The organism is Pedobacter sp. NO84 (assembly GCF_059703915.1).
On the sequence record NZ_AP046575.1, the window covers coordinates 2,818,170 to 2,831,496 of the forward strand.

Sequence of the window (13,327 nt, forward strand, 5' to 3'; positions counted from 1 at the left end):
CGTTGATATTAATTAAATTGTTAATCAAAGTTGCTACATCAACATGAAGATAGTATGAAGAAAAAACTTCATTATTATTTTAAGTTTCGATCGGGTCTTTAAACTTCAGCAATACGGTCGTACCATTTCCCAATTCGGAATTTACCATGATATTTATCTGATGAAAATCGGCCACATGCTTTACAATTGCTAATCCGAGGCCATAACTTTCTTCATCCGTAGGATTTAATTTTTGAAAGCGGCCAAAAAGATTCTCTACATGCGCCTGCTCCATACCTATCCCGCTATCACGGATCTGCAGTGTATAGATTCCCTGCACAGCGCCCGAGCTTATGGCAATACCACCGTCCTGCACATTGTATTTAATGGCGTTGCCTACTAAATTGGTGACCAAAATATTAAAAAGCGAAGCGTTACCTTTAAAAATATAATCTTTGGATAGGTCTACCGTCATGCGCAGCCCTTTCATTAACAAGCGATATTCAAGTTCATTAACTACATCATTTACGGTTTCGTTTACCGAAATATCATCCTCCTTCACAAACTGGTCGTTCTCAATTTTTGAGATCATCAATAAGCTGTTAATGATGGCTTTGAGCCTGCTTAATGTTTTTAGATTTGCAAACACTTTGTTCTCTCCTGCCTGGCTCAGTTTCTCCTCGTTCAACAAATTTTCAAGTCTAACTATGAGCACCGAAATGGGCGTAAGTAGCTCGTGCGATACATTGGCTATAAATTCTTTTTGGGCAGAAATCAATACCCTAAACTTGTTCATCAGCATGCTGATACTTTCATCAAGCATCAAGAAATCAGCAGTGGATGTTTTTATGGGGATATAACTAAAATGTGTAGGATCGTTAACCATATTGATCTTCTCGTCTATGATTTTATAAAAGGGCGAAAGCAGGTATTTAGAAAAAATCAGATCAGAGATCAGGGTTATTGCCGCTGCAATCAGGAGCACCAACAGCGTAAACCTAGAAATCGTTTTTCCCAAAAGATCAACCGTAGTTAATGATTCGCCCAGTTCTAACTTAAAGTTGTGCCCATTATGCACAAAATCTTGGGTTAAGATCTGATATTCTGACTCGTAACCATCGATTACCCTTTTCTCTTCAGAAAAACGTTCTTTAGTGTCTATTACCTTAGGGAGTTCGGTAAGTGTAAAATACTCTTCCCTTAACAGATTGTAATCGGTATAGTTGCCCTGACGCTTCAAAAAATCCCTAATTTCTGGCTCAGAAAGATGCTTAATAATTTTAGTGCGCTTCTCTTTTAAACGCTGTTGAATGTGATTTACAGAGATATTTCGAATAAAAAATAGAATCAGAATTCCTAAGAATACAATTATGGCTGCCTTGGTTAAGGCGTTGTACAATGCAAGCTTAAATTGTAGTTTCATTTTTTTTGATTACACGGATTACGCTTCGCGATTGATTACACTGATTACACCGATTTCCTGACTCGACTCCAAACTCACCTCACCCCCGCCTCTCCTGGAGGAGAAGAGCTAGTTTAACGTCTTGCCTCCTTCCATCTTCCATCTTCCATCTTCCATCTTCCATCTTCCATTTTACATCTTACATATTCAACCTATACCCAATACTCCTGACCGTTTCGAGCCAGTTAATAGACGTAAAGGCACTTAGCTTTTTTCTTAGATTCTTAACATGGACATCAACAAAGTTCGAGTCGCTATTGATTTCCAGGATATCGCCCCAAACATGTTCAGTAAGGTTCATCCTAGAAATTACCCGGTTTTTATTAAGTGCTAAATAATTAAAAATTTCGAATTCTTTATTAGTTAGGTTAATCCGTTGCTGTTCCCAACAGAGTTGATGATGCTTGATGTCGAGTACAAATCCGTGCACATTTACCTCATTCTTTTCGAGTTTGTGCTTCCTTCTGATAATGGCGTGCATCCTGGCCAGAAGTTCTGTTAAAGAAAATGGTTTAGCCAAATAATCATCAGCTCCTGCTTCCAAACCCGTAATCCGATCATCAAGGTCGCCCCTAGCCGTGAGGATTATTACCGCATCTTCTCTCCCTGCAATCGCTTTTAGCTGATTTAATAGAGCAAGCCCATCACCATCTGGCAAACCGAGATCGAGCAAAATAAAATCATAGGTATTCACAAAGATTTTCTCTGATGCAGATTTCCATTTCCAAGCATGTTCTATTAAATAGCCCTCCTTACCTAAAAAATCTGCCATCTCCAGGGCGAGATTCTTTTCGTCTTCTATAATTAATATGTTCATCAGACTCAAATGTATGAATTGTTTAAATAGTCCGGAAGTCGGGGAGTCCGAAAGTCTGGAAGATTAACTTAAAGGGAAATTAGCTTTGGTAATCCCTAAGAGTCGAAAAGACCAAAAGACCAAAAATTCAATTGCTTTTCGCGAAATGCCTGTCCAACTCCCTACTCTCTGCCCAACGCCTTAAGCTCCACGCCTATTGAACACTCATCAACGCCTGTTTAACCATATTATCGTTTAGGTTATGCGCTTTGTAATATCCCTCATCGCCCAAGTGGTATTTATAGAGCATAACTTTTAGATCATTATAGATCAGCGCCTTTGAATCTGTCAACTGTTTACTGTTAACAGGGATATGTTTCGTTTGGACATATTTAACAAAATCTTTAAAATCGCTATCGCTAATAGAAAAGGTGGTTAAGTTCTGAGATAAAAAGGTGGGATTATAGCGATACGCCAACACATCAAATACGAAATCTACCAGCACTTTTTTGCTTACCAGACTGGAATAAAATTTAGTGTATCCGGTGGTATCCAGTTTCACGTAAACATCAGGCTGGATGCCGCCGCCGCCATATACCCTCTTTCCGCCATGCGTAACATAAGCTATTGTTTTTTGAAGACTGTCTTTTGTTTTAACATTCTTTGCGGTAAGCTCTCCATCTGTATACCGATCTTCTAACTCATGTTGATAGGCGGCGTAACCCTTTTTGTATGATTTTTGGATGCTTCGTCCCAGGGGAGTATAGTACCTAGCAATGGTGAGATTAAGTGCCGAACCATCTTCAAAGGCGAATTGTTCTTGCACCAATCCTTTTCCGAAAGATCTTCGTCCAACAATAACACCGCGATCAAGATCCTGTATGGCACCGGCAAAAATTTCGCTAGCTGAGGCAGAATTCTCGTTAATGATAACCACTAGTTTTCCCTGTTCAAATTCTCCACCTCCAGTGGTAAAATAATCGGTACGGGGCTCATGTTTACCCTCGGTATATACAATGAGCTTGTTTTCTGGTAAAAATTGATTTGCCAATCCGGTAGCCGCAGTAACATATCCTCCACCATTGTCCCTAAGGTCGAGCACTAGTTTTTTCATGCCCTTGGTTTTAAGGCTCTTCACCATATTCACAAAATCTTCGTCTGTATTGGCGCCAAATTTACTGATCCTAATGTAGGCAGTTTCGGCATTCATCATGTAGGCTGCGTCAATGCTACTCACCTCAACCCGCCCCCTCTTGATGGTATACATCGTTGGCGCAGTAGAGCCTGGATGCAACAGGGTAATCTGAACTGGGGTTCCGCTCTTGCCTTTAATCTTTCCCATCATTTCTGATCGGGGCAGCGCCTTCCCACTTACGGTAATACTGTCTATCTTAACTATTTTGTCGCCCTGCTTTATTCCAGCTAAAAATGCTGGTCCGTCTTTAAGGACATTTGTTACCAGCAAGGTATCATTCAAAATGTAGTATTCTACCCCAATTCCCTCAAAATTTCCTTCTAAAGTTTCCGAAAGCTCAAATGCTTCATTAGCCGGCAAATACATGCTATGCGGATCGAGTTGGTGCAGTAAACTATCAATGGGCAAATGCTGTAAACTATCGGCATTCACGTCGTCAACGTAGTTTTTATTAATAATATGGATAATATCTTCTACTTTTTGCGCGTTGTTATCCGCATAGCGGGCATCTCGTTGAATCTTAAAGCCTTGATCTTTTAAAAATTTATAGCCCAAATACATCCCACCTATCAAGGTAATTGAATAGGTTAATGCAATAAGGATATTAATACGAGTGTTCTTTTTCATTGCGTAGCGGCTTTACAAAGCTATGAAACCGCCCTCATTATAGCAAGTTTGTAACTCCATGAATATCAAAATCATGCAAGGCTAATCCCCCTAAAAAAGAACAATTTACAAACAGATGAGAATTATGATGTTAAATTGAATTAAAACAGGCTACTTTTTAGTTTTTTGAATATTTTAAGACAAATATTTGGATGGCTGTAATCTTCTCTCTAAAATTGCAAGGATTTTATAGATAATATTTCCTGTTAATTGAGAAATTAACCATCTTTAACATAAATCATACCCATGAAGAGAGTAACCGAGCAGGAATCCAAATATAATGATATTGATAAGATGTCTGTTTTAACCATTTTATTAAGTATTAATGCAGAAGACCAGACTGTACCCCTTGCTGTTGAAAAAGCATTGCCGCAAATAGAAAAACTGGCATCGGCAATTGCCGAAAGAATGGCCAAAGGAGGCCGTCTGTTTTACATTGGCGCTGGCACCAGCGGTAGATTAGGAGTTGTTGATGCCTCAGAATGCCCACCTACGTTTGGAGTGCCTTTTGATAGCGTTGTTGGCATTATTGCTGGCGGAGACACCGCTATCAGAAAGGCTGTAGAATTTGCCGAAGATGATGCTGAACAAGCATGGATCGATCTCCAGGAATATAACATCAACGAAAAGGATTCGTTGGTGGGGCTAGCAGCTTCTGGCACAACTCCCTATGTAATTGGAGGTTTAAACACGGCACGTAAACACGGGATTTTAACGGGGTGCATCGTTTGCAATAATGGTGGACCAATTGTTGCCGAATCAGATTATCCGGTAGAAGTGGTAGTAGGACCAGAGTTTTTAACGGGATCTACACGGATGAAATCGGGGACCGCACAAAAACTAGTACTTAACATGTTAAGCACTACGGTAATGATTAGACTGGGACGTGTTAAGGGCAATAAAATGGTAGATATGCAGTTAACTAATCACAAATTGGTTGATCGCGGAACGCAAATGGTAATGGCCGAATTGAATATCGACCATGATCAGGCTGCAGACTTATTGAACAAATACGGAAGCGTAAGGAAAGCAGTTGAGGCGAGCAAGGGATAAGCGTTTGGCGCTAAGCGTCTTGCGTAAAAACCAATTCTATAAATTAATCAATTGCGTTATCAAACGCTTAACGCTAGTCTCCTAAAGCCACACGCTAATGCACGAAATAGAACCCTTTTACTTATGGAGAGATGATTATATTGCCGCAGAAGATGAGCGATCTCCATTCTTTAATACAGAATACTCAGAATTTTACTTCGACAAGCAGCTTTATAATTTCCTTATTCACCCCCAATGGGACGCATTCGGCTCGAACACGCTATACATCAAAGTTATTTTTGTAGACTACGAAAAGCAGTATGCGATAATAGAATTGATGGGCGAATGGAATGATGCGATTAATAACGACATCATGCTGCTAAAAAGAGAGATTATAGAGCTAATGGTTGATGAGGGCGTAACCAAGTTTATCCTAATCGGAGAAAACGTGCTCAATTTCCATGCTTCAGATGATAGTTATTACGAAGAATGGTTTCAGGATGTGGAAGAAGGCTGGATTGCTGGGATTAACTTTAATGAACATGTAATCAAAGAGTTCCGCGATAATAGCATCGACTATTACATTAATTTTGGAGGAGAACTGGACGAACTGCATTGGAGGAAATTAAAGCCCCGGCAGTTTTACAAAAAAGTTGAAGAATTACTGACAAAAAGATTAAATTAAACGCTTATTTTTATACTATTAAATCATTATAATCAATGAACGAACAAAATTATAACTATCAAGATGATAGTGTTATCCAAATTGAAGAAGGAAGCATTTCGAAAAAATTCTTCGCCAATGTATTTTTATGGATGTTTGTGGCGCTAAGTTTATCAACTTTGGCTGCGTTATTCATGAACAGCTTACCAGGTGCTCAGGGATTGATTAGAAACCTAGAAACAGGTAAACCTACAACACTCGGCTACATTGCTACGTTTGCACCGCTAGGTTTGGTTCTTTTGATGGGTGCTGGATTTAGCAGATTGTCATTTGTTTCTTTACTAGGTGTCTTTGCCTTATTTGCTATATTATTGGGAGTTAGTTTAAGCTCTATTTTGATTTTTTATAACCTCGGATCAGTTGTAGCGTGTTTTGTTGCAGCAACAGGAGTATTCGGAGTTATGGCTTTTCTAGGTTATACTACAGAAGTGGATTTAAGCAAATTTGGACCAATTTTAATGGTTGGTGTTGTGGGATTAGTGATTGCTAGTCTTATAAATATGTTTATAGGAAGCGAAAGATTTGATTATATCATGAGTTTTTTCGGCGTCGCTATCTTTACTGCACTCACGGCTTATGATGTACAAAAAATAAAAAGAATAGGCCTGGGCATAGAAGAAAGTGGGGATCAAATGGTAGCCACGGATTCAAAAAAGCTAGCCATCATGGCCGCCCTTTCTTTGTATCTGGATTTCATTAATATCTTTTTATTCTTGCTACGCATTTTTGGAAGCAGAAAATAGGCGCTAAGCTTTTACGATCAATCCAAACATTATACCGAAGGCCGTGCATATTTGCATGGCCTTTGTAATTTTATTTGGTTTAATTCGTGTATTTTTGGAATTGACAAGGCTTTATTGCATTTTTGTATTGCTTATAAAGAAAGGCGGAGGGATTAGACCCTAAGATGTCTTAGCAACCTGTGCTTACAAGGTGCTACATTCTATCCAGTTCCAATTAGTTGTGGGAATTGGGAAAGATAAGTTTTAGACGATAGTCTATCTTTCTGAATAAGTCATTAAATTATCTTATAGTGCGTAAAATATCGAGAGCCGTCGTGCTGGGTATGTATTTGAATCTTCCAGATATAAAATGTAGTACGCTTATCAAGAAACACTTGATATTGGAACTACTTATTATTTAAAGAATAGCGTTCAGAGTTAAGTTAAAGAGTAATAAAATGCTCCACGCCCCATGCTCTACGCTCTACGCAATACTAAATGGATATTAGAGAAGAGCTACAAAAACGAATTTTAGTAATAGACGGTGCAATGGGCACCATGATCCAACGCTATACCCTAACCGAAGACGACTTTAGGGGCGAGCGCTTCAAGGATCATCCCTGTGATGTAAAAGGCAATAATGACCTGCTGAATATTACAAGACCAGACATAATCAAGGCCATCCACCTCGAATATTTAAAAGCGGGGGCTGATATTGTTGAAACTAACACCTTCAGTACGCAACGAATTTCTATGGCCGATTACCAAATGGAAGAACTCTCGTATGAGATGAGCTTTGAAGGGGCCAAAATTGCCAAAGCGGCAGTAACCGAATTTATGGCAGCCAACCCAGATCGGAAGTGCTTTGTAGCAGGCGCAGTGGGGCCTACCAATAGAACCCTTTCTATGTCGCCCGACGTGAATGACCCAGGTTACCGGGCCATTTATTTTGATGAACTGGAGGCCGCTTACTATGAGCAGGTGCGCGGTTTGGTTGATGGAGGGTCGGATGTACTTTTAATTGAAACTATTTTTGATACGCTTAACTGTAAAGCCGCAATCGTGGCGATCAAAAAATATGAGGAAGTGGTTGGCAGGAAACTAGAAATCATGATTTCTGGTACCATTACTGATGCCTCAGGCAGAACATTATCTGGGCAAACCGCCGAAGCTTTCCTAAACTCAATAAGCCATGCCAATCCGCTTAGCGTTGGCTTTAACTGTGCCTTAGGTGCTAAAGAAATGCGTCCACATATCGAGGAGCTTTCTGAAAAAGCGGGATGTTACATTTCTGCCTATCCCAATGCTGGCTTGCCAAATGAGTTCGGTGCCTATGATGAATTGCCTCATGAAACCGCTCACTTGGTCGAAGATTTTATCACTTCTGGGTTTGTAAATATAGTTGGCGGATGCTGTGGCACTACCCCCGAACACATTGGCTGTATCGCCGAAAAAGCAAGGAAAATACAGTCCCGAAAAATTCCAACCATAGAACCCTATTTACGCTTAAGCGGATTAGAACCGGTTACCATTACCCCCGAAAGCATTTTTGTAAATATAGGCGAACGTACCAATATCACTGGATCGCCCAAATTCTCTAAACTTATCTTAGGTGGCGATTACGAAGCTGCACTTGCCGTTGCCCTACAACAAGTAGAAGGAGGAGCGCAGATTATTGATGTAAACATGGATGAGGGAATGATTGATTCGGAGGCGGCCATGACTAAATTCCTAAACCTCATTGCTTCAGAACCTGATATCGCCAAACTGCCTATCATGGTGGATTCTTCTAAATGGACAGTTATTGAGGATGGTTTAAAATGCATGCAGGGCAAAGGGATCGTAAATTCAATTTCTTTAAAGGAAGGTGAAGATAAATTCCGAGAAAGTGCCCGAAAAATTATGCAATATGGCGCTGCAGTTGTAGTGATGGCATTCGATGAGCAGGGCCAGGCAGATAATTTTGAAAGAAGAAAAGAAATCTGTAAAAGAAGTTATGACATCTTGGTAAATGAGATCGGTTTTCCTGCACAGGACATTATTTTCGATCCCAATATCTTAACCGTAGCAACTGGTTTAGAAGAGCATAATAATTACGCCGTAGACTTTATCAATGCCACAAGGTGGATTAAACAAAATCTTCCTTATGCCAAAGTAAGTGGTGGCGTATCTAATATATCCTTCTCATTTAGAGGTAATAATACCGTTCGAGAAGCAATGCATTCGGCATTTTTATACCACGCCATACAAGCTGGCTTAGATATGGGGATCGTAAACGCGGGAATGCTTGAAGTTTATCAGGAAATTCCACCAGAGTTGTTAGAGCGGGTTGAAGATGTATTGTTAAACAGAAGGGATGATGCTACCGAGCGATTAGTAGAATTTGCCGATACCATTAAAAGCAAGGGCAAGGAGATTGTTAGGGATGAAGAATGGCGCAAAGGTTCAGTGGAAGAAAGGTTATCGCACTCTTTGGTAAAAGGGATAGTAGAATACCTGGATGATGATGTTGAGGAAGCCCGTAGGCTGTATGCTAGGCCAATTCAGGTAATCGAGGGACCGTTAATGGACGGAATGAACATTGTTGGTGATCTTTTTGGGGCCGGAAAGATGTTTTTGCCTCAAGTGGTTAAATCGGCGCGGGTAATGAAAAAAGCCGTTGCCTACCTGTTGCCCTTTATAGAGCAGGAAAAGCTGGATAATCCAGATCAAGACCAAAATTCATCAGCGGGAAGAGTACTAATGGCCACTGTAAAAGGTGATGTTCATGATATTGGAAAGAATATTGTAGGCGTAGTTTTAGCCTGTAATAACTTTGAGATTGTAGATATGGGCGTAATGGTTCCTGCGCAGGATATCATTAAAAAAGCCAAAGAGATTAATGCAGATATTATCGGGCTAAGTGGATTGATCACACCTTCACTGGATGAAATGGTTCACTTTGCCAAAGAAATGGAACGCGAAGGATTTACTATTCCGTTAATTATTGGTGGCGCTACCACTTCTCGGATCCATGCCGCAGTTAAGGTTGCACCTAACTATTCTGGGCCGGCAATCCATGTATTGGATGCATCAAGAAGTGTAACGGTTTGCAGCACCTTAATGAATCCAGAAGCTAAAGAGGAGTATGTAAATGGCATCCGGGCCGAATATGATAAGGCACGAGAAGCACATTTAAATAAACGCTCTGATAAACGTTACAAAACAATCGAGGAAGCAAGAGCTGATAAATTTCAAATTGAACTTGATCGGGTAATTACAGCTCCAACATTTACCGGAACCAAAGTTTTTGACGATTATCCATTGGAAGAACTCGTTCCTTACATCGATTGGACCCCATTTTTCCACACCTGGGAGCTTCGTGGTAGCTATCCAAAGATCTTTGATGATAAGTTTGTAGGGATCGAAGCCAAGAAATTATTTGATGATGCCCAAGTTTTACTAAATCGGATTGTTAACGAGAAATTGCTAACCGCAAAAGGCGTTATAGGATTTTGGCCCGCAAATGCGGTTGGAGACGACATCGAGTTAAGCGTTGAGCGTGATGCGATAAGCGACACAGAACGCCTAACGCCCGGCGCCAAACGCGTAACCATTCACACTCTTCGCCAACAGGCGGAAAAAATGGCTGGTGAACCTTATTATGCACTTGCAGATTTTGTTGCCCAAAAAGAAACAGGGATCAAAGATTACTTTGGTGGATTTGCGGTTACTACCGGAATTGGTTGTGACGAACTGGTAGCAGAATTTGAAAGAAATCATGATGATTATAACAGCATCATGGCCAAAGCATTAGCAGATCGTTTAGCAGAAGCTTTCGCAGAACGGATGCATGAGCTGGTACGTAAAGAATATTGGGGTTATGCCAAAGATGAAAATTTGAGCAACCAAGAGTTAATCAAAGAGGAATATGCAGGTATCCGCCCAGCACCTGGCTATCCGGCCTGTCCGGACCATACCGAGAAAGAAACTTTATTTAACCTATTGGATGCAGAAAATAAAATCGGTTTACGCTTAACGGAAAGTTTTGCTATGTACCCTGCCGCTGCAGTAAGCGGGTTTTACTTTGCACACCCACAATCACGTTATTTCGGACTCGGAAAAATAACCAAAGACCAGATTGAGGATTATGCACTTAGAAAAAACATGGATATAGAAGAGGTAGAACGATGGATGAGTCCTAATCTGGCCTATTAGTATTGAGTAGAGCGTATTGCGTATAGAGACAAATCGCAAACGAGAACTCAAGAAATGATTAGTATAATATATATTTTGGATTACTGTCTCAATATGCAATATTCATTACGCTATACCAAAAATGAAAATCACCGACCATATAAAAAACGCAAACGGCAAAGCCTTATTCTCATTTGAACTGCTACCACCAATAAAAGGGCAAAGCATTCAGTGGATCTATGATGCTATTGATCCACTTTTAGAATTTAACCCGCCTTTTATTGATGTAACTTCATTGAGAGAAGATTACATTTATAAAGAACAGGGAAATGGTCTATTACAAAAGGTCTCCTACCGTAAACGTCCGGGTACCATTGCAATATGTGCCGCAATCATTAATAAATATAAAATCGATGCCGTTCCCCATTTAATTTGTGGGGGTTTTACCAAGGAAGAAACTGAAAATGCGTTAATAGATCTACAGTTTCTAGGTATTGATAATGTATTGGCTTTAAGGGGCGATGCGCGGGCCGCTGACAGTTCATTTGTGCCTACTCCCGGCGGTCATTGTTACGCAACAGATCTAGTTCAGCATATCAAAAACCATAACGAAGGAAAGTTTTTGCACGAAGATATAGAAACATTTAAAAGTGATTTCTGCATCGGTGTTGCCGGATATCCCGAAAAACACTTTGAAGCCCCGAATTTAAATGCGGACTTTAAATTCCTGAAGCAGAAAGTTGATATGGGTGCAGAGTTTATCGTTACCCAAATGTTTTTTGATAACCAAAAATATTTCGAATTTGTAAAAAAATGCCGGGAAAACGGGATTAATGTGCCCATTATACCGGGCTTAAAACCCATTAGCACGCTTTCTCAGTTAAATGTGCTACCTAAAATATTTCATATCGATTTACCTGACGAATTAACTGATGCCCTATCCCATGCTAAAACTAATGCTGATGCAAAAGTAATTGGAACAGAAGCCATGATCAAACAATGTAAAGAACTGATCGAATTCGGTGTTCCCGTATTGCATTTTTACACCATGGGAAAACCAGAACAAACAAAACAGATCGCTAGAGCTATTTTTTAAATCAATAATCACATAGAAACATAGCACACATAGTTCAGTTTCTTGTTAGTTTCTAGGCTATGTTTCTTGGTAGATAAAACATCTACCTTACGACCACATAGACACATAGTTTAGTTTCTTTCCTATGTTTTCTATGTGTCTATGTGGTTGCATACCCAGGATGATCATCTCTTGAGCAAATAATCCTTAAACCCTTCAAAATCTTGTCCAAGCTCATCATAAAGTTCTGGGCTATTTTTTAAGTTTTGCACCTGGGCTGGCAATTCTATTTTTGCAGAAATATGATTTGGGAAAACTTCAGGGAATTTGCAAGCGTGCGCAGTTGAGAGGAATATTTTCGCAGATTCATCACTTGGATTTTGGGCCATAAAAGCTTTTGTTGCTAACCAAGCGATTGCAGTATGCGGGCAAGCAATATAGTTAAACGTATTATAGATTTCATTAATTGCATTCAGGGTTTGCTCATCCGTAAAACGATAGGCTTTAACGAGTGCCAAAATTGCTGATCTATCTTGCTTAAAAAGATCCATAATACGTACCCAATTACTTGGTGCCCCCACATCCATGGCATTGGCATAGGTTTGTACAGATGGTTTTGTTTCGTAAAGCCCGGTTTCCAAGAATCTTGGAACGGTATCATTTGCATTTGTTGCAGCAATAAATTGCTGTACAGGAAGTCCCATTTTATAAGCGAGGAGTCCGGCGCCAATATTTCCAAAATTGCCACTTGGTACAGAGAAAATAACTTTGGTAATACCTTGTCTCTTTAGTTGGGCATAGGCATTAAAATAATAAAAGGTTTGTGGAATTAATCGGGCAATATTGATAGAATTAGCTGAGGTTAACCTCAATTTTTTGTTGAGTTCCTTATCTGAAAAAGCTTGTTTAACCAATGCCTGACAATCATCAAAAGTACCATCAACAGCGACTGCCCTTATATTTTTCCCATTAGTGGTTAATTGCAGCCTTTGCACATCACTTACTTTCCCTTTCGGAAAAAGAATGGTTACCCTAGTGTTGGGAACACCTAAAAATCCCAGGGCCACGGCGCCCCCAGTATCGCCAGACGTAGCTACCAATACATCAAGAAGCTGCTCGCCGTCTTTTAAAAAATAGCTCATCACCCTGCTCATAAACCGTGCTCCAAAATCTTTAAATGCTAACGATGGTCCATGAAATAATTCCATAACATACGTTTCGTTTCCCAGTTTCACCAATGGGGCATCAAAATCTATGGCATCATCAATAAGCGCCTTCAGGGCATATGGTGGGATTTCATCCTTTAATAAAGCAGATGCAATTTCAAACGCAATTTCACTTAAGGAGTATTTTTCTATATGTGTTATAAAATCTTTCGATAGAACCGGAATCTCTAACGGCATGTACAGGCCTTTATCCTGGGGCATGCTATTAAAAACGGCTTCTTGAAATGAGACCCTTAGAGAAGGGTTGTTGGTTGAGTATAGTTTCATCATTTTA

At 39.9% G+C, this 13,327-nt stretch carries 9 protein-coding genes and 1 riboswitch; of the genes, 5 read left to right on the forward strand and 4 right to left on the reverse strand.

Translation table 11 applies throughout. The features are described 5' to 3' along the window. Nucleotides 1–79 precede the first annotated feature (79 nt). The 3 genes from AC6H0V_RS12325 to AC6H0V_RS12335 form a co-directional block, all read right to left on the reverse strand. Nucleotides 80–1,402 carry an ATP-binding protein gene (locus AC6H0V_RS12325; RefSeq protein ID WP_497560486.1) on the reverse strand — a complete coding sequence of 441 codons (1,323 nt, stop codon included), beginning with the start codon at nt 1,400–1,402 and terminating at the stop codon, nt 80–82. A gap of 178 nt (nt 1,403–1,580) precedes the next feature. Further along, on the reverse strand, nt 1,581–2,258 hold the full coding sequence (locus AC6H0V_RS12330; RefSeq protein ID WP_497560487.1) for a response regulator transcription factor: 678 nt from the start codon (nt 2,256–2,258) through the stop codon (nt 1,581–1,583). Between the two features lie 193 nt (nt 2,259–2,451). Continuing rightward, nucleotides 2,452–4,059 (reverse strand): S41 family peptidase, encoded by a 1,608-nt coding sequence (locus tag AC6H0V_RS12335; RefSeq protein WP_497560488.1) that lies wholly within the window; start codon nt 4,057–4,059, stop codon nt 2,452–2,454. Nucleotides 4,060–4,344: 285 nt separating this feature from the next. On the opposite strand from AC6H0V_RS12335, the gene murQ reads away from it, so the two are divergent. The 5 genes from murQ to AC6H0V_RS12360 all read left to right on the forward strand — a co-directional run bounded on the left by murQ (nt 4,345) and on the right by AC6H0V_RS12360 (nt 11,848). Next, nucleotides 4,345–5,151, forward strand: coding sequence for an N-acetylmuramic acid 6-phosphate etherase (gene murQ, locus AC6H0V_RS12340; RefSeq protein WP_497560489.1), 807 nt, complete (start codon nt 4,345–4,347; stop codon nt 5,149–5,151). A 97-nt stretch (nt 5,152–5,248) separates the two neighbouring features. Then, nucleotides 5,249–5,815 carry a hypothetical protein gene (locus AC6H0V_RS12345; RefSeq protein ID WP_497560490.1) on the forward strand — a complete coding sequence of 189 codons (567 nt, stop codon included), beginning with the start codon at nt 5,249–5,251 and terminating at the stop codon, nt 5,813–5,815. Nucleotides 5,816–5,850: 35 nt separating this feature from the next. Continuing rightward, nucleotides 5,851–6,597, forward strand: a complete 747-nt coding sequence (locus tag AC6H0V_RS12350) for a Bax inhibitor-1/YccA family protein (RefSeq protein WP_497560491.1) — start codon at nt 5,851–5,853, stop codon at nt 6,595–6,597. A gap of 128 nt (nt 6,598–6,725) precedes the next feature. Continuing rightward, nucleotides 6,726–6,840: riboswitch (SAM riboswitch) on the forward strand. A 234-nt stretch (nt 6,841–7,074) separates the two neighbouring features. Beyond that, entirely contained in the window at nt 7,075–10,773 is a 3,699-nt protein-coding gene (gene metH, locus AC6H0V_RS12355; RefSeq protein WP_497560492.1) for a methionine synthase, read from the forward strand. Between the two features lie 121 nt (nt 10,774–10,894). After that, nucleotides 10,895–11,848: a methylenetetrahydrofolate reductase gene (locus AC6H0V_RS12360; RefSeq protein ID WP_497560493.1), complete on the forward strand. Its 954-nt coding sequence runs from the start codon at nt 10,895–10,897 to the stop codon at nt 11,846–11,848. Between the two features lie 164 nt (nt 11,849–12,012). Here the strand turns inward: AC6H0V_RS12360 and thrC are convergent, their stop codons facing one another. Continuing rightward, nucleotides 12,013–13,320 carry a threonine synthase gene (gene thrC, locus AC6H0V_RS12365; RefSeq protein ID WP_497563379.1) on the reverse strand — a complete coding sequence of 436 codons (1,308 nt, stop codon included), beginning with the start codon at nt 13,318–13,320 and terminating at the stop codon, nt 12,013–12,015. Between the last annotated feature and the right edge of the window lie 7 nt (nt 13,321–13,327).